The organism is Megasphaera lornae, assembly GCF_000214495.1.
In the GTDB taxonomy this organism is placed as follows: Bacteria; Bacillota; Negativicutes; order Veillonellales; family Megasphaeraceae; genus Megasphaera; species Megasphaera lornae.
Map to the genome: position 1 here is coordinate 19,319 of NZ_AFIJ01000011.1, position 17,935 is coordinate 37,253.

The following is a 17,935-nucleotide window of genomic DNA, read 5'->3' on the forward strand; positions in this document are numbered from 1 at the left end:
ATTTTCTCCTCTGCATGAATTTTTCGGCACTACCGCCTATATGCAGTCTTGCCCGACAAAAACGGAATACTTGCGCTCCTTAAAAATTCGATATAAGGAGTTCTTTAATCTTCCCTCTGGATGCGCCCTTGCAATTAATCATTCTTGTTGCTTCAACTCTCTTGATATTATGTGCAGAGTAAATATCATCAAAAAAATTATCCTCTGCATCGAAATTCTTAGGATCCGAATTACTGATGAGCAACTTTGCCCCTCTTCCGTGCATTTCATCAACAAACCTTGCCAACTCTTTTTGACTGTCGTCATTAAACAAATTTTCCGTATAGGCCGTAAAACTTGCCGTATCGGTAAGAGGACGATACGGCGGATCAAAATATACAAAAGTATGTTCATCAATAAAATCTTTTGAACGTCTGTAATCTCCGCAAACAATAGTAACCTTTTGTAATTTCCGTGCTAATGCACGAAGATTGCTTTCATCACAAATTAAAGGATTCTTATACGCTCCCATAGGAACATTAAACTCTCCCTTTTTATTGACACGAAATAAGCCGTTAAAGCAAGTTTTATTAAGAAATATCATTAATGCCGCTTTTTCAACACTATCCGTCCCGCGGTCACTAATTTTTAACGCATTAAACCTCGCTCTCTTTGCCGAATAATAGCCTTTACGTTTATCCGGCGCCATCGGTATAAACGCTTCCTGCATCGTATACAACATCCTAACCAACTCATCAACAGTATCTCTAATCCGGGAATACGCATTAATAAGTTCCGCATTAATATCACTGATATAAACTTCTTCCAACTCATATTTACTCAATATATCAAAAAGAACGGCCCCGCCGCCGACAAACGGTTCCGCATATTTCTTAATACCGTCCTTTTCAAAAGGATAATACTTTGCTATCTCTCGAAGAAGTTGTCCTTTTCCGCCGGCCCATTTTAAAAACGGTTTAATCATTTTTCCCGTTTTTTTGTCGTTTTGTATACATCCTGATTCTATCGGTTTTTCAGCAGTAACCGGAATAATCCACGTATTACCTGCCATGGTTGCCTGATGAATTTTATGTTCGGCACAAAGAACAGTAACTCGTTTTTGTGAAATTTCCCATTTATCCGCAGCTTCTTTGGCGGACATATATTCCATAACAAGGTCTCCTTTTTAATTATGTTATTCTATTCCGCTTTCAAAATACTACCCGCGTTATTATATTCAGATTCGACTATCGGTATTCAAGTCTGTCGACCGTAATGTTCCGAATGCGTTTTCCGGTTTCCCTATCATATGCCGTTCTCCGATGATTTGGACCCTTGCGCACTTTCCCGACGGGTATGAAAAAAATGCGGTGCATCGCCCCATTTTCCGAATCCCACCACATCCCCTACAGAAGCTACCCGAGCTTGTAAGCAATGACGACATTGCTGCGGATTTTCATCGACACACGGTTTATTGTCGTACAGTACATATTGCGGTCTGAATTTCGGCAATGTCACAATAGGCATTAGCACATTGGCGCCGGCTTTTAATCCCAATTCCCGACCTAAGGGATGCAAGGCTTGTAAAGCCGTGGTAGCCGCAATATTTACATCCGGCAACACCAATCGCGTAACGGCAATCATATTCAGTCCCAGCCGCAGGCGTCGCCGTTTTTCCGCCTCGGAATCCAAGCCGGCTTGCAGGACTTCCTTGCCTACAGGCGTATTATGATGCACGACATACGGACCCATGCCGATCATATCAATGTCCATTTGTTGATAAAATAAAATATCGTCCACCAAATCGTCCAAGGTCTGTCCGGGCAAGCCGATCATATCTCCCGTCCCTACTTGGTAGCCGATGCGCCGCAAGGTTTGCAAACATTGTTTCCGTACCTGCCACACATGGTGTCCGTCTTGCGGATGCAAGGTCGCATATAATGCGGGATTACCGGTTTCAATGCGCAATAAATAGCGATGTGCGCCGGCCGCAAACCACCGTTCATACGCCCGGTCTTCCTGTTCACCCACGCAAAGGGTAATCCCCAATTCGCCGTGACTCAAGGTTTTTATATCCCGAATGAGGCCTTCCACATAGGTAATAAATTCTTCATCCTGCCGTTCTCCCGACTGTAAGGTAATGGAGCCGTATTGATTGCGATAGGTCCAGTCCGCCATAGAGAGAATATCTTCCCGTTCCGTGCGAAATCGTTTCACCGATGTATTGCCGCGACGAATACCGCAATACCGGCAATTTTTTATACATTCATTGGAAAACTCAATCAGCCCCCGATAATATACCACGGCGCCCACATTCCGCACCTTGACGTCATACGCCGCCGCATACAAGGCTTGACACAAGTCGGGGTCCGTCCAGGACAATAATGTACGTAAATCTTGCCGCGTCTTATGTTTTTTATATAAAATATCCGTCCTTCCCATCCGTCGTTTCCTTTCCTTTCTATGTTCCTTCTATGGTACACCTTCTACCGCCTCTTTGTATAGTCACATTCTCCGCAGAGGTACACGCATCGGCATACTGTAAACGGCAGTCGGTGCATAAAAAAAGCAGTTCATCTTAACCGCATGAACTGCTTTTTTCTCATTCTTTATGCTTCAAACCGCCCTGTTCCGCCGACCGTCTTTTACGTCAGTATAAAGAAATACAGTAAGGAAATCAGCGCTACTAAAAACCGATAATACGCAAAGGAAGCCAGTGTTGAACGATTTAAAAATTTTAAAAACCAAAGTACCGATATATAGGCGACAAAGAAGGCCACTACAAAACCGATGACAATCATCAGCAAATCATTCCCGCTCAGCAGGGAAAGGCTTTTGATTAAGTCGAAGCAGCAGGCGACGATCATAACCGGGACGGCAATGATAAAAGAAAAATCGGCCGCCGCTTTACGACTGATACCCAAAAACAGGCCGCCCGCCAAGGTGGAGCCGGAGCGGGAAAAGCCCGGCCACAGGGCAAAAATTTGAAACATGCCCACAAAAAAGGCCTGCACCAGGGTCATGTGCTGTACGTCCCGGCATACGGTGCGTACATGTGCTTTTTCCGCCGCCAACATCACGATACCGCCCGCGATCAGGCCGATAATAACGGTTCCCGGCGAAAATAAATAGGTTTTAATGGCATGATGTGCAAAAAATCCGATAATCATTACGGGGATAATGCCGACGCCGACATGCGCCAACGTAAGTCCCGTATCACGGCGCAGCCAATTTTCACGCCGTAACAAGTGTAAGCAGCGATATTGTTGCAACATGCGCCAAAAGGTCGCTTTATAAATAACCAACACGGAAAGAATGGCCCCTAATTGAATGAATACTTCAAATACGGTAGACCGCGGGCCTGTAAACCCCAGCCAATCTCCGACTAAAATCATATGCCCCGTCGAAGATACCGGCAAATATTCGGTAAGTCCTTCTACAATCCCCAGAATCACCGCAATAATCGAGTCATGCATACTTTTTAACTCCTTTATATTCCAATATCAAGATACTCCGCCATTATACCACAGCAATCGGGAGAAAAAAAGTAATCGTGCCGGGGGATGGCTTACTTTTTATGACGTGCCGTTTTGTTTTTCCGCCACCCGACCGCCTAAAAATGCACGCGCCATTTCGCGTTTTTATCAAAGCGATGAAAGGTATCAATTACGCGAATCGTGCCGCTCTTATACCGCATCACGACGGACATGGTCCGCGCACCGCCGCCGAAGTATTGAATGCCCCGCAACAACGGCGTATTCGTAATGGCCGTTGCCGAAAAAATACAATCATCACCTTTGACCAAATCGTCAATGGTCAGCACCGTGTTCACATCGCGAATCCCCATCGCCGCACAACGTTGCCGTTCCGCTTCCGTGTAGGGAATCAGCCGCGCCTGCATGTCTCCGCCCAGGCATTTCAAAGCGGCCGCCGCCAATACGCCTTCCGGGGCGCCGCCGATGCCCATCAGCAGATGCACCCCCGAACCTTCAATCCCGATATCCACCGCCGGGGAAACATCGCCGTCCGTAATTAATTTGATGCGGGCGCCCGCCTCGCGACATTGCCGAATCATCTCCGCATGTCTTTCCCGATCCAGTATGACCACCGTCAGATCGTCAATACTGCGTTCCAAACCTTCCGCTACGCGTCGCAAATTCTCCGCAATCGGCAAGTTTAAGTCAATCCGCCCCTTGGCGCGCGGTCCGACACACAACTTTTCCATATACATATCCGGCGCATGTAACAGATTGCCTTTGCCGGCAATCGCGATTACCGCAATCGAGCCGTCCTGTCCTTTAGCCGTTAAATTGGTGCCTTCCAACGGATCCACCGCAATATCCACCGGCGTGCCTCCGGCACCGACTTTTTCGCCGATATACAGCATGGGAGCCGCATCCATTTCCCCTTCCCCGATGACCACCGTGCCGTCAATGGGTACGCCTGCTAAAACAGCATGCATGCCGTCTACCGCCAATTGGTCCGAAGCCGCCTTGTTACCCTTGCCCATCAGGCGCCCCGCGCGGATAGCGGCCGCTTCCGTAACGCGTACAAATTCTAAGGTCAACAGTCGATCCATAACCATCCCTCCTTATACGAAAAAATATCTTTATATACAAAATTCTATGCCCTCCGACCGATTTCCTTTTATCAATTGCAACAAAAAAGCACGCCTGTATTGTCCTGCCGACAAAAGGGCGTGCTTATGGAGGATGTTTGCTTATTTTATTACGTCACAATGCATATAGGGGCGCAAGACTTCCGGCACCGCCACGCTGCCGTCCGCCTGTTGGTAATTTTCCAAAATAGCGGCTACCGTACGGCCGACCGCCAAGCCCGAACCGTTCAGCGTATGTACATATTCCGGTTTAGCTTTCGTATCCCGCCGAAACCGAATGTTGGCGCGTCTTGCCTGAAAATCTTCCGTATTCGAGCAGGACGAAATTTCCCGATATTTCCCCTGTGCCGGGAACCATACTTCCACATCAAAAGTCTTAGCGGCGGAAAACCCGATATCGCCCGTGCAAAGGCAAACCACATGATACGGGAGTTCTAAGGCTTTTAAGATATCTTCCGCATTCCGCGTCAATTTATCCAATTCGTCATAACTGCTTTCCGGCGTAGTATACTTCACCATTTCCACTTTTTGGAATTGATGCTGTCGAATCAGTCCCCGCGTATCTCTGCCGGCCGATCCCGCTTCCGCACGAAAACAAGGGGTCAAGGCCGTCACGTATACCGGCAATTGGTCGGCCCGTAAAATTTCCCCGCTATAATAATTCGTTAACGGAACTTCCGCTGTAGGAATCAAAAACATGTCCTGCCCTTCTACTTGCAACTGATACATATCTTCGGAAAATTTAGGTAACTGTCCCGTTCCGGTCATGGCCTTACGATTGACAATATAAGGAGGAATCACTTCTGTATACCCGTCTTTTTCCGTATGCCGATCCAGCATAAAATTATATACGGCCCGTTCCAGGCGGGCGCCGGCGCCTATATAATAATAAAATCTGGCACCCGCCACTTTAGCCGCCCGTTCGGCATCCAAAATGCCGAGATTTTCGCCGATTTCCCAATGTTCTTTCGGCGTGAACGAAAAGTTCGTCGGTTCTCCCCATTTGCGCACTTCCGGATTTTGGCTGTCGTCTTTTCCTACCGGCACGGACGGATGGCACATATTGGGAATCATGAGCTGAATTTGGCGCAACGCTTCCGCCACTTGATGAATTTCCTTATCCTGTACGGCAATCGTATCGCCCAATTTTTTCATGGCTTCAATAAGCGCCGAAGCATCTTCTTTATTTCTTTTTAACCTGCTGATTTCCTGCGTCACCGTATTGCGTTCATTCTTCATGGTTTCCACCTGTTGAATCAGGGTTCTTCTTTTACTGTCCAAGGCAATAAACGCATCCAAATCGACATGCGCATTGCGGTTCTTAATATTTTCTCTGACGGCTTCCAAATTTTCACGAACAAATTTTGCATCCAACATCCTCGTCCGTTCCTCCTTATACATGTATATATTTTTTTATATCATACCACATTTACCATGTCCGCGATACTTATAGCCCTTTTTGCTCTTCCGCTATAAATAAACCGCCTCGATGCGCCACCGAATTAAGCAGCACAAGACGCCAACAATCCCGATCATATTCCAACACGTTAATACACGTATTATCCTGTTTAATTTGCCAAAACGCCTGCAAAGGCAAGCCTAATGCCGAACAAACGGCCACTTTGTTGACCGCATCATGCGCGACAATCAGCACGGTCTGCCGCTCATACTGTCGACAATATTCCCGCATAGCCTCCCGAATCCGCACCTGCATATCCGCCAAGGATTCGCCGCCCGGCATTTGTACCGTATGCGGCGCCCGATGCCACTGCAAAAAAAGTTCTTTATATTGTTCCTGCACCTCGGCGGCCGTCATACCTTCCCAGCGCCCGTGGTTAATTTCCAGCAAGCGCCGATCCGTGTGTACCGGCAAGCCGTGTGCGGCGGCGCAAAATCCGGCCGTCACGGCCGCCCGTTGCAAAGGACTGGCAATCACCGCCTGCAGCGGAACGTCTTGTAACGCTTGTGCCAGCTGTTGCCCTTGTTGTCGGCCCAACCTGCTGAGCTGCGTATCTTCCTGCCCTTGAAAACGTCCGGCCGCATTCCACTCCGTTTCCCCGTGTCGAACCAAAATAATTCGTACCATACTGCCTCCTCAATGCAATTCGCAATGAATCAATTTCATATCTAAAATGCCGTCAATAGCCCGTAATTTCAACATAATATCATTCGGAATATCTTCCGCTACGGCAATCGCCATAATATTCGTGCCATCCTCGTTCATCCGTCCTACCTGCATACTCGTAATATTAATGCCGGCCTGTCCCAAAACGGTGGAAATTTGCCCGATCATATTGGGTTCATCCCGATGCGGTGCCAGTAACAAATACCCTTCCGGCGTAAAATCCACGCGGCAAGAGTCAATTTGCACAATTTTCGGTTCTTTTTTATTGAACAACATACCGACTAACGTATGTTCGCCTTTCTCCGTACGAATCCGCAGGGAAACGGCATCCAAAAACGTATCGCTCGCTTGAGATTTAATTTCTTTAACCGTTACCTGCCGTGTTTTGGCAACATCCGCAGCATTTACAAAATTAACAGCATCTTGCAAAATAGGATTCAATGCGCCCTTTAATGCCGCCGTGGTCAACAATCTGGTTTCCGTATCGGCTAAGGCACCCGTATATTCCACTTGAATTTCCCGCATCGGGCCGTCCGCCAAATACACGCCCATAATCCCCATGCGCTCCAACAAATCAAAATACGGGCGAATCACATTATATACATTGGGCGGTACCGGCGCCATATTGACCGCCGTCGGTACGGGTTCGCCCTGTAACGCCGCCATCACCCCTTTCGCCACATCTACGGAGACGCCGATTTGCGCTTCTACCGTAGAGGCGCCTAAATGCGGCGTCAACACTACCTGATCCATATGCAAGAAAGGATTAATGTCCTGCGTCAACGGTTCTTCCGGGAAAACGTCTATCGCCGCTCCCGCGACCTGCCCCGATTGCAGAGCCGCCGCCAATGCCTGAATGTCCAACACGGCCCCGCGCGATACATTGATAACTCGCACGCCCCGCTTCATTTTAGCAATTTCGGCCGCGCCGATCATCCCTCTCGTTTCCTTGGTCAACGGCGTATGTAACGTAATATAATCGGCAGAGGCCAGCAACGTATCCAAATCCACCAGTTCCACTCCCAGCTGCTGTCCCCGTTCTGCGGGAATGTACGGATCATACCCGATCGTTCGCATTTCCATCGCCTGCATCCGTTTGGCAATCCGCGAACCGATCCGACCTACCCCGATAATGCCGATGGTTTTATCTTTCAGTTGAATACCGGTAAAGCGTTCTCGCTGCCACTCGCCGGCCATTAACGAATTATGTGCCTGCGGAATATGCCGGGTAATCGCCATAATCATGGCACAAGTATGTTCGGTTGCCGCCACCGTATTCGCCGTAGGAGCATTCACCACAATAATCCCCCGTTGCGTAGCGGTTTTAATATCAATGCTGTCGACGCCGACACCGGCGCGACCGATTACTTTCAACTTCCCGGCCGCTTCAATCACCGCTTCGGTAACATGCGTCATGGAGCGGGTAATCAAGCCGTCATACGCGCCGATGCAGGAAATCAGCGCCTTTTCATCCAAATTGACTTTAATATCCACGTCATACCCGTTATGACGTAATAAATTCACACCTTCTACAGCCACATCATCGCTGACTAAAATTTTCATAACCATCCCTCGCTTTTTTAATGATTCTTCCGAAACGTTTTCATAAACTGCGCCAATGCCGTACAGCTTTCTTCCGTCACCGCATTATACAAAGACGCCCGACAGCCCCCCAACGACCGATGCCCTTTAAGCCCGACAAAGTGATGCTGTTCACTTTCCCGGATAAACGCTTCTTCATACGCCGACGTAGGTAAATTAAATGTTATGTTCATGCGACTGCGGGAATTTTTATCGGCATGCCCCCGATAAAAACCGTCACTGTCGTCAATCACTTCATAAATCATAGCCGCTTTGCGTTCATTACGTCTTGCCATTTCTTCCGGCCCGCCTTCCCGTTCCAGCCACTGCAACACTTCATGAATAAAATAAATGGCGAATACGGGCGGCGTATTGTATACAGAATCATGTTTTACATAGGTATCATAGCGCAACATGGCCGGTACATCGGGATTGGCCCCGGCTACTAACGAATCTTTTATAATCGCAACAACCACGCCGGCCGGACCGATATTTTTTTGGGCTCCCGCAAACAAAAAATCGAACCGCTCTATCGGTATGGGACGACTCAAAAAATCACTGGATACATCACCGAACAACGGCACGGAAACCTTCGGATACGAAGCCCACTGCGTACCGTGAATCGTATTGTTGGAAGTAATATAAAGATAGTCGGTAGCTTCGCGAATCGCCCCTTCCGTCAGGCGGGGAATGTAAGAAAAACCGTCTTTTTTGGAGGAAGCCGCTTCATACACCTCACCGTACGCGGCAGCCGCCGCCATGGCTTTATCCGACCAAACGCCCGTATTCACATAGGCCCCGCGGCGACGTAAAAAATTGGCGCTGTGCATGACAAATTGCAAACTGCCGCCGCCCTGCAAAAAAATAATATGGTACCCGTCCGGTATGTGAAGCAATCGACGTAACGTTTGTTTCGTTTCTTCCTGTAATTGCTGATACCGTTCACTGCGATGACTGATTTCCACTATACTCATGCCGGTACCGGCAAAATCCAGAAATTCCGCTTGTACTTTTTGCAAAACCGCCAACGGCATAGCCGACGGTCCGGCATTAAAATTATGAACCCGCTGCATCTTTCCCCATCCTTTCTAAAAAAAAAGCTCTCGTCCCCATACCAGGGACGAGAGCTTTCTCCCGCGTTGCCACCCAACTTGCTTTTCAGCCGACTCTTATCGCAATAACGGGCGACTCCCGTCAAATTCATCATTTGCCACTCCGGAGCGGATGCCCTCGCCTTCGTACCGACTTCCAGCCCCGTCGGCTCTCTGTAACGAAAAAACAAGTTCTTTCTCCTTCATCGTTTCCTTACTGTACATTTATAAAATTAGCCTCATTATAAACATTTATTTTTTTCTTGTCAAGGAATGTTTGCTATAAAATTTTGTATATTTTTAAAAATTAAGCAACTTCCATACCGGCGAAGTATGCGCCTCCGGAAACTCCGGCAAGCCCGTCGGCTGCGGTTGAATAATCATAAACACCAATACCGCTACAAACGTAATCGCCAAGGTAATATAGGAAAAAGTCCCCCGCTCTCCGTGACGATAGACCCCGAAAAAGCGAATGCCCAAAGAGGCGCCGATAGTGGCGAATAAGGCAGCTAAAGAAAAATACCGATACCACACATACGAGCCTATTAACGCCGCGATAATCGCAATATTAATCACCAACGGATACATTCTCGCCAAAGGAGAAACGTCTTTCCGCTTTACGGCCCCCAACCAATCCGAAGCATCAATCCCGGTAACGCCCATAATCAATGCGGTGAAATAGAGTATACGATCCCACGAACGTTGCCACCGCTTGCGATCCGCGGCCGCCCGGATAAAAACAACAAAACCGATAATCACTACGCCGGCCGCAATAAAATAGAACCTTTCCGGAATAAGCATTACGCCGGCGGTTCCCAATAAACCCAAAACCGAAGCAATCACCGCCATCTTAGCCAGTTCTTTTTTGGCCGGTCGCACGGCACGATCCGTCGCCTTGTACATTTTAGCAAAAATTTCCGCTAAAAAGACAATCACGAAAAACACGATCCCGAAAAACGGCTGAACCATTGCCAGCGCAAAGGTAATGACAATAGGAATGATAAATTTGGCACCCTTAAAAAACGTGAACGTACTGAATTGAACAGGATGCGTCTGCGAATAAGTCGTAAAATAAGTAAACGCGTTAAACATCAATAACACGGCCAACGTTTGCTCCGGCGTGGCACCCATATACAAAAAAATGCACAGCATGCACATGCTTAAATTCATCCCTGTAAACCGTGAAAAAAGGGCTCCGACCAATCCTGCGCCGACAAACGGTAAAATAATAGTTGCGGTTTCCATTATCGCTGCTCCTTTTCCATTTATTTTAAATGATGGCTGCCCCGTTCCGTCATAGGTATGCCCTCTTTACAAAGCGGGCAGTTGTCCGCCGTATACGTCGGCACGGTTAAATGTAATAAAGCCTGCACCTTGTCCCGCGGCACGCCGAAATCGGCCTTGCCGCCGCTGCGATCCGTCAATAAACCGACCCCGACAATCACGCCGCCGGCCTGTTCGACCACCTTCACTACTTCCCGGACGGAGCCGCCTGTCGTGACAATGTCTTCCACGATCAGCACGCGTTCCCCCGGGGCAATGCGAAAGCCGCGCCGCAACGTCATTACCCCGTTTTCCCGTTCTGTAAAAATAGCGCGTGTTCCCAACGCTTTTCCCACTTCATGTGCCAGCAAAATACCGCCGGTCATCGGGCCCATCACCGTTTGTACCTGTTCCCCCCGAAATCGTTCCGCCAATTCCCGACACAGCATTTCCGTATATTGAGGGTGTTGCAGCACATTAAATTTTTCCACATATAACGGACTGTGTAATCCTGAAGTCAGTAAAAAATGCCCTTTTAAAATGGCTTTCGTTTCCTCTAATAATTGTTGTACCGCCGCTTCTGTCATCATTCCGAATCATACCTCCCGTATTGCCGCTATTATTTTTTCCGCCGCCTGCCGCGGATCCGGCGCCTGCGTAATCGGTCGCCCTATCACTAAATAAGAAGCCCCGTTTTGTAACGCTTGTTGCGGCGTCGCAATCCGTTTTTGGTCCTGTACGGCCGCCGAAGCGGGACGAATCCCCGGGGTCACAATCAGAAAATCCGTACCGTTTTGTCGGCGAATATCCCCGGCTTCCTGCGGCGAAGAAACCGTGCCGTCTATGCCGGCCGCTTTCGCCAACGCCGCTAAGCGCAGCACGGAAGAAGCGACGGAATTGCTCCCGCCGATTTCTTGCCACGCTGCCGCATCCATACTGGTCAACACCGTAACCGCCAACAACTTCGGTCGCGTAATTCCCAGGCGCAAAGCTTCTTCCTGTGCGGCCGCCGCCGCCTGTTCCATCATTTCACGGCCTCCCGCACTGTGTACGGTCATAAAATCCGCGCCCAACCGGGTCAATGCCCGAATACTTTGTCCGACCGTATGCGGAATATCATGTACTTTTAAATCCAAAAACACCTGTTTGTTACATTCTTTTAAATATTCTACCACTTGCGGTCCGGCACTATAAAATAATTCCATCCCCACTTTATAGAAAGAAATACTCTCTCCCAAACGGGAAACCAATTCTTTCATAGCGGAAAAAGAATGTACATCCAAGGCTGCAATAATTCGCTTATCGACCATCCGCCACACTCCTTATATCTACCATTTCGCCAATGTATATTATAGATTCAATTTATTATGTCATGCCTGTGCATACCTGTCAACGCAATCCCCCTAAAGAAAAAAGGACAAAAAAAAGGAGACATTTTCATGTCTCCCCTCAATATTGCCGCTATTCTCTTATTCAGCAGAAATCGCACCTGTAGGACATACAGATTCACAAGCGCCGCAGTCGATGCAAGAATCAGTAATAACATACTTGCTTTCGCCTTCTTCAATAGCGCCGGTCGGACAGGTAGCTGCACAAGAACCGCACATTACACATTCGTCAGAAATTACATGCATGTTTTTTCACCTCCGCACACATAATCAATCAGGAATTTCGCTTCCTTCGACGTTCTCATTATTGCACGAACAAAAAAAAATGTCAATGTTCTTGTCATTCGGTTACAATCCGCATGTAATCTATGGTTCAAGCCATTTTGATTGCCGTTATCTAAAAAAACGCAAAGATTTTATTTCTTTCTTGTCATATTCCGTATGACCGTATAATATAGCCGTTTTATAGTAATAATAGCCATTTTCATTATTTTATCGGCAACCGCCGTTTCGGATTCGTTTTTCTCTACGTTTATCGCATATTTATACGTTTACAATGCCGTAAAAAAAGACTGCAACGAAATACACGTCCCCGTTTCTCTCGTTACAGTCCCTATATCACCAAAATACCGGTCCGAATCTCGCGTATCTCCCCCGGTATCCGGGCCGTTTGCTAATTGTTATTCAACCACTTTGCCCGCTTAAACACTAAAAAAATCAGACTTAATACCATGGCTACCACCGTCGCCAGGCCCATTCCCTTCAGTTGTACCGGGCCGATTACCAATGTCGCCCCGCTTAAACCGGAAATCATGGTCACGGCAGTGAGAATAAGATTCTTGGAACGGGTATAATCGACCCGTTTTTCTACCAACATCCGCAATCCGGAGGCGGCAATAAATCCGAACAACAAGATGCACACCCCGCCCATAACCGGTACGGGAATCGCATGAATCAACGCCGCAATTTTACCGACAAAGGAAAAAATCACGGCAAATACGGCCGCACCGCCGATAACCCACGTACTATATACGCCGGTAATGGCCATTACGCCCATATTTTCACCGTAAGTCGTATTGGGTGTCGAGCCCAACAGGCCGGATAAAACATTAGACACGCCGTCGGCAAATAAGGAGCGATGTAAGCCGGGATCTTTAATCAGATTTCGCCCGACAATATCGCCGGTCACAAATAAATGGCCTAAATGTTCCGCCAGTACCACAAACAGCGCCGGCATAATCATCATAACGGCACTGAAATTAAATTTCGGTTCATAAAACGTCGGAAACGCGAACCATGGCGTTGCAGCCACCTTGGAAAAATCGACTACGCCCATAAAATAAGAAAGAATATACCCGGCAACCACGCCGATTAAAATAGGAATAATTCCTAAAAAACCGCGTCCCAGCACACTGGTAAGAATCGTAACCGCCAACGTGAACGTGGAAATAATCATGGCCGTTTGATTCGTCATCCCCTGCGCCGTTCCCATATAGCCGGACATGGTCATTGCCAGCGGCGCCAGTTCCAAGCCGATAATGGCCACAATTGCACCCATGGCGGCCGGCGGAAATAAAACATCAATCCATTTCGTGCCGACTTTATCCACAATCACTGCCAAGACAATAAACGACAAGCCGAAGACCACAAACCCGCCCTGCGCATCGCCATAGGTCATGCCCGGCACCGCGCATACCGCCAATACGGGAGAAATAAACGCAAAACTGGAGCCCAAATACGCCGGCAACCGCCACTTACAAATCGTTAAATACAGCAACGTACCGATGCCGTTCATAAACAGGGCGGTCGCCGGATCGACATGTAATAAAAAAGGCACCAATACGGTCGAACCGAACATGGCAAATAAATGCTGTAAACTCAAAGGGATTGTCGGCAAAATAGGCAATCTCTCTTCGACATGAATAATACGTTTTTCCTTCATAGCCATCCTCCTTACATTATTTTCCCGGAATAAATCGACTTTGCGTTTCCTGTCGCAAAGAAGGCGGCAACACCTGTTGTGCCGCCTGTTCCTGTTGTATCGCTTCCCGATAACCGCGACGACATATATTCAACAATAACGCGGCCATAAACATGTTCAAAATAAGCGAGGTGCCGCCATAACTGATAAAGGGCAGAGGGACGCCGATAACGGGAAAAATGCCGCAATTCATGCCGATGTTAATCAGACCCTGCCCGCCGAAATACATGGTAATTCCCAAGGCCATCAGCATGCCGAACCGATCGCGACATTGAAAGGCCACACGAAACCCGAATACAATGATGAGGCAAAACAACGCCATTACTAAAAGAACGCCTAAAAATCCCCATTCTTGCGCCAACACGGCGAAAGCGAAATCAGTATGCGCTTCCGGCAAATAACTGAATTTACTGATCCCGTTGCCCACACCTTGTCCCAAAATTCCTCCGGAACCGATGGCAATAAAACTTTGTGTCGCCTGATATCCCAAAGAAGACTGATATTTCCACGGATTTATCCAGGAAACCAGCCGCTGCATCCGATAGCCTTCCGAAGCAATCGCCACGCCCAAGCCCGCAAAACCGATACCTATCAGCCAACGCAAATTCCCGAAAGACGCGCCGCTGATCCACAGCATGGCTACGGGAATCGCAAAAATCACCAACGCCGTACCGGCATCCGGTTGTTTAAAAACAAATAAAGCCATTCCCAAGGCCAATACAATGACCGGATGTACTAAAACGGGCGAATGTCGCCAAAAACGATTGCCTTCTTTTTTTATATTACGACGTATGAAATATAGCGGTTGCGCCGTTTCCAAGGCGCGTGCCAACACGGTGGCGGAAAAAATAATCCCCACAATTTTAGCCAATTCGGACGGCTGAAACGTAAAACCACCCAACCCGATCCAGCGACGCGCCCCTTTTACGACCACCCCGACGCCCAACACGGCGGCCAACAATAAAAACGTAATAATAATCATCGGCCATATACGATTGCTCATTTTTTTATAATCCCGCTTATACGCAACATAGCCGACAAGCAATCCCAATACAATCAAAACCATTTGTTTAAGTAAATATCCCGTAGGACTGACCACTCCCGGTGCGGCTACAAAAGTGGCGCTGTATACATTGGCAGTACCTAAAACCAGTAACAAAATAAAACTGAGAGATAACCAAAAAAAAGCCTTTTGTAACTGCTTACTCTTGGGTTTCATGCGTTGTCACCTCACTTGGGCAAAACGCGGCACAATGAAAAATAGGTTGCCCTTTGGCACTGAATTTCGCTTCATATTCCGTCATCGCCTCATTCTCCAGCCGACTGTGATGTAAATCATACGTTACCTCCTCCAAACGCCACCCGTGCGCTTTAAATTCCGCCAAGGTGAACGCAAATAAGGCGGCATTATCCGATTTGAAATCAATGCGTCCCTGCGGTACCAGTACTTGTTCATAGCGGGCCAGGAAATTCCCGTGCGTCAACCGCCGCTTTGCATGCCGTTTTTTAGGCCACGGATCGCAAAAATTAATGAAAAATCGCTGTACTTCCCCGGGAGCGAATAAATCGGTCAAGCGCGCCGCATCAAAGCGAACCAGGTGTACATTATGAACCTCCGCCTGTGCACATTTTTTACCGGCATAATATAAAACCCCCAACTGAACTTCAATGCCTATAAAATTGACATCCGTATGAAGCTGCGCCATTTGCGAAATAAAATTGCCCTTTCCGGTCCCCAACTCCACCCAAAGCGGAGCTTGCGGATCCGGAAAGACTTCTCGCCACCGACCTTTATGTTCTTCCCCATTTTTAAGGTGAACAAAACTCTCGTACTCCTTAACAGCTTCATCAATCCACGGTTTTCTCCGTAAACGCATGACCTTCCTCCTTCACTCTAAAAAAGAGGCTGATTCCTTATGAAATCAGCCTTACATGTGTATTCAATTATAGATACTATGCAAGTCTGTGTCAAACCGAGCCTACGGTTCCTCTGCCGCTTCGCGGCGCTGTAAAATTTTTTTGGCCGCCTTTTCAAATTTAGGGCGTGCCAACATGACCCGATGACCGCACCCGCAACAACGAATCACGAAATCAACGCCAATCCGCAACACTTCCCATTCTCGCGATCCGCAAGGATGAGGTTTCTTCATTTGCACCACATCGCCCACATAATAGCGAATAAATTTCTCCATACCTGCTTTCCCTCCTGCCGTACGCCGCTATGCGACCTATTATATACAGTATAACATATCCCCTAAAAACATTGTATACACATATTCTTATCCCGAATCTATACCATTATACACTACCATAATGATCGCCGGTCTTGCCCGCTTTCTTCGGTTCATGCCGCCTACCCTTTTTCTCTCAACCCGCCGGAAAAACGCGTTCCGTGCTTGTTTCCCCCCTTTCTCTGTGATAGTATAGAAATGATGGACATACGTTTATAAAGGAGGGTGTGTCATGCCGCTTCGTTCTCTTGCACACACATGGCGATACATATCTTATCTATGTTATTTTTTCGGAACCCTTTGTACCTTGCTCGTCATCGCCTTATTGCTTCGCATTTCCTTCTATATTGCTTGTAAGGCGCCGCCCTTGGCAGCCCTTTCTTTTCTTCCCGTTCGTCATACGCCGCTTCTCTTTTTATGCCTTTTAGGCATTATGGCGGCGGCCATTGCGTTTTGGCAAACGGGAGCGGCTTATCGACAAAAATACGACGCGCTGTCTCAACAGCGGACATACAGGTGACACCATGAAAAAAAATGAATTTATGGCACAATTAAAACATTACTTCCGCAATAGCGAACCTGCAGATTTACAGGGCATTATCGAAGATTGCGAGGAGCAATTCCGCTTAGGTACCAAAAAACGGGAACCGGAAGAATATGTTTGCTATCGACTGGGACATCCGCATAATATCTATCGCTACTATATAGGGGAGCCGATTGTGCCCGAAGAAAATGAACAATTAAATCCGGACCGTTTCGCCGCTTATGAAACGGACCCGCACCCGCCCGTCCGCCGCCCTTACGATGTCGAACCCGCTTCCGCACCGCATCGGGCCATACCCGAACACAGGCGTACCGGCAGTCGTGCCGGCCGTATATTTTTCGGATTTTTATGTCGTTTCTTCTATTCTTTAATGGCCTTAACCTGTTTAGGCGGCATATTTTGGATGAATTTACCTCCTTATTGTGTAAGCGAATGGTTGCCGCTGCCGCAACTGTCTCTACAAACACTTATCTATACCGTCCTCGCCTTATTTTTTGCCGGCCTTACCTGCGCCTTTCTCAAACGCCGGTGCCGTACTCGAAGAACGTCATAAGGGAGTGCTCTTACTATGATAAAAATTATTATCAGCTTCATCATCACTTTGGTCTTTTCCGGCCTCGCCTATTCTTCTTTTTTTACTATCGACTATCCCAATTTATTACAATGGAAAGCGCATTATGAAACCTGTAAAGCCTTGCAGCGGGAATTGGAAAAAGGCACCTTGACCCCGGAAGATATGATCGCGCAACTGAAAGAAATGTCCCCGGATCGGGCCATGGAAATCGAAGACCGTTTCAGTAAAAAATACGGCAATGTCGGCACTACCATGAAATCCGTCAAATTTTCGCTCCATGATGAAGCCGGCGATGATACACCGGACACTTCCGACGACGTGCCGGATGAATCGCCCGCCAATACGGCTACTGCCGCTCATGCCAATAAAAAAAGGACGTCTGCCGACCTACCTGCCGACGCCCCCGCTCGTCCCGCCAAGAGAACCCCGCGTACGGGGAAGAATGCGAACGGGCCCACCCGGTCCCTGAAAAAATCCGCCCGTACCGCCGCTCCCGCTACCGACAGCACAGCCGGCGCCAGTACGGAAGAATCGGAATAGAAAAAATGAATCATACGCCG

20 protein-coding genes are annotated in these 17,935 nt (G+C 48.0%); 3 read left to right on the top strand and 17 right to left on the bottom strand.

The annotated features are described in order from the left end of the window. Positions 1 to 79: 79 nt before the first annotated feature. The 17 genes from HMPREF1039_RS02305 to HMPREF1039_RS02380 all read right to left on the bottom strand — a co-directional run bounded on the left by HMPREF1039_RS02305 (position 80) and on the right by HMPREF1039_RS02380 (position 16,218). Positions 80 to 1,150, bottom strand: coding sequence for a DNA adenine methylase (locus HMPREF1039_RS02305; RefSeq protein WP_007390779.1), 1,071 nt, complete (start codon positions 1,148 to 1,150; stop codon positions 80 to 82). A 134-nt stretch (positions 1,151 to 1,284) separates the two neighbouring features. Next, entirely contained in the window at positions 1,285 to 2,421 is a 1,137-nt protein-coding gene (gene hydE, locus HMPREF1039_RS02310; RefSeq protein ID WP_007390775.1) for a [FeFe] hydrogenase H-cluster radical SAM maturase HydE, read from the bottom strand. A gap of 203 nt (positions 2,422 to 2,624) precedes the next feature. Further along, on the bottom strand, positions 2,625 to 3,455 hold the full coding sequence (locus HMPREF1039_RS02315; RefSeq protein ID WP_007390792.1) for an undecaprenyl-diphosphate phosphatase: 831 nt from the start codon (positions 3,453 to 3,455) through the stop codon (positions 2,625 to 2,627). Between the two features lie 137 nt (positions 3,456 to 3,592). Further along, positions 3,593 to 4,558, bottom strand: a complete 966-nt coding sequence (glpX, locus tag HMPREF1039_RS02320) for a class II fructose-bisphosphatase (protein ID WP_007390783.1) — start codon at positions 4,556 to 4,558, stop codon at positions 3,593 to 3,595. 141 nt (positions 4,559 to 4,699) lie between these two features. Then, positions 4,700 to 5,974, bottom strand: a complete 1,275-nt coding sequence (gene serS, locus HMPREF1039_RS02325) for a serine--tRNA ligase (protein ID WP_007390762.1) — start codon at positions 5,972 to 5,974, stop codon at positions 4,700 to 4,702. Between the two features lie 70 nt (positions 5,975 to 6,044). Continuing rightward, positions 6,045 to 6,683 carry a histidine phosphatase family protein gene (locus tag HMPREF1039_RS02330; RefSeq protein ID WP_007390797.1) on the bottom strand — a complete coding sequence of 213 codons (639 nt, stop codon included), beginning with the start codon at positions 6,681 to 6,683 and terminating at the stop codon, positions 6,045 to 6,047. Between the two features lie 9 nt (positions 6,684 to 6,692). Further along, positions 6,693 to 8,285: a phosphoglycerate dehydrogenase gene (gene serA, locus HMPREF1039_RS02335; protein WP_007390790.1), complete on the bottom strand. Its 1,593-nt coding sequence runs from the start codon at positions 8,283 to 8,285 to the stop codon at positions 6,693 to 6,695. Between the two features lie 17 nt (positions 8,286 to 8,302). Further along, entirely contained in the window at positions 8,303 to 9,376 is a 1,074-nt protein-coding gene (gene serC / locus HMPREF1039_RS02340; protein ID WP_007390768.1) for a 3-phosphoserine/phosphohydroxythreonine transaminase, read from the bottom strand. Positions 9,377 to 9,472: 96 nt separating this feature from the next. Beyond that, the gene (locus tag HMPREF1039_RS08115) at positions 9,473 to 9,619 is read right to left on the bottom strand and encodes a hypothetical protein (protein ID WP_009369502.1); all 147 of its coding nucleotides are present in this window, start codon (positions 9,617 to 9,619) and stop codon (positions 9,473 to 9,475) included. A 75-nt stretch (positions 9,620 to 9,694) separates the two neighbouring features. Then, a complete protein-coding gene (locus tag HMPREF1039_RS02345) occupies positions 9,695 to 10,639 on the bottom strand; it encodes a hypothetical protein (protein WP_007390777.1) in 945 nt (314 codons plus the stop codon). A gap of 20 nt (positions 10,640 to 10,659) precedes the next feature. Further along, complete coding sequence (pyrE, locus tag HMPREF1039_RS02350) at positions 10,660 to 11,247, bottom strand: orotate phosphoribosyltransferase (protein WP_007390784.1); 588 nt, start codon at positions 11,245 to 11,247, stop codon at positions 10,660 to 10,662. Between the two features lie 6 nt (positions 11,248 to 11,253). Then, the gene (gene pyrF / locus HMPREF1039_RS02355) at positions 11,254 to 11,967 is read right to left on the bottom strand and encodes an orotidine-5'-phosphate decarboxylase (protein WP_007390785.1); all 714 of its coding nucleotides are present in this window, start codon (positions 11,965 to 11,967) and stop codon (positions 11,254 to 11,256) included. Positions 11,968 to 12,126: 159 nt separating this feature from the next. Further along, a complete protein-coding gene (locus HMPREF1039_RS02360) occupies positions 12,127 to 12,291 on the bottom strand; it encodes a DUF362 domain-containing protein (protein WP_007390774.1) in 165 nt (54 codons plus the stop codon). 427 nt (positions 12,292 to 12,718) lie between these two features. Further along, the gene (gene uraA, locus HMPREF1039_RS02365; protein ID WP_007390796.1) at positions 12,719 to 13,987 is read right to left on the bottom strand and encodes a uracil permease; all 1,269 of its coding nucleotides are present in this window, start codon (positions 13,985 to 13,987) and stop codon (positions 12,719 to 12,721) included. Between the two features lie 16 nt (positions 13,988 to 14,003). Beyond that, positions 14,004 to 15,245 carry an FtsW/RodA/SpoVE family cell cycle protein gene (locus HMPREF1039_RS02370; RefSeq protein ID WP_007390789.1) on the bottom strand — a complete coding sequence of 414 codons (1,242 nt, stop codon included), beginning with the start codon at positions 15,243 to 15,245 and terminating at the stop codon, positions 14,004 to 14,006. After that, entirely contained in the window at positions 15,229 to 15,903 is a 675-nt protein-coding gene (gene trmB, locus HMPREF1039_RS02375) for a tRNA (guanosine(46)-N7)-methyltransferase TrmB (RefSeq protein WP_007390786.1), read from the bottom strand. Before trmB ends, HMPREF1039_RS02370 begins: the two co-directional genes overlap by 17 nt. Before the next feature lie 102 nt (positions 15,904 to 16,005). Continuing rightward, entirely contained in the window at positions 16,006 to 16,218 is a 213-nt protein-coding gene (locus tag HMPREF1039_RS02380) for a DUF951 domain-containing protein (protein WP_007390778.1), read from the bottom strand. A gap of 271 nt (positions 16,219 to 16,489) precedes the next feature. On the opposite strand from HMPREF1039_RS02380, the gene HMPREF1039_RS02385 reads away from it, so the two are divergent. Genes HMPREF1039_RS02385 through HMPREF1039_RS02395 form a run of 3 tightly spaced genes read left to right on the top strand, consistent with a single transcriptional unit; the run spans position 16,490 to position 17,915 of the window. Beyond that, positions 16,490 to 16,777, top strand: coding sequence for a hypothetical protein (locus HMPREF1039_RS02385; protein WP_007390766.1), 288 nt, complete (start codon positions 16,490 to 16,492; stop codon positions 16,775 to 16,777). Positions 16,778 to 16,781: 4 nt separating this feature from the next. Beyond that, positions 16,782 to 17,354 (top strand): DUF1700 domain-containing protein, encoded by a 573-nt coding sequence (locus HMPREF1039_RS02390; protein ID WP_007390764.1) that lies wholly within the window; start codon positions 16,782 to 16,784, stop codon positions 17,352 to 17,354. Between the two features lie 15 nt (positions 17,355 to 17,369). Continuing rightward, the gene (locus HMPREF1039_RS02395; protein ID WP_007390781.1) at positions 17,370 to 17,915 is read left to right on the top strand and encodes a hypothetical protein; all 546 of its coding nucleotides are present in this window, start codon (positions 17,370 to 17,372) and stop codon (positions 17,913 to 17,915) included. The last annotated feature ends 20 nt before the right edge of the window (positions 17,916 to 17,935 follow it).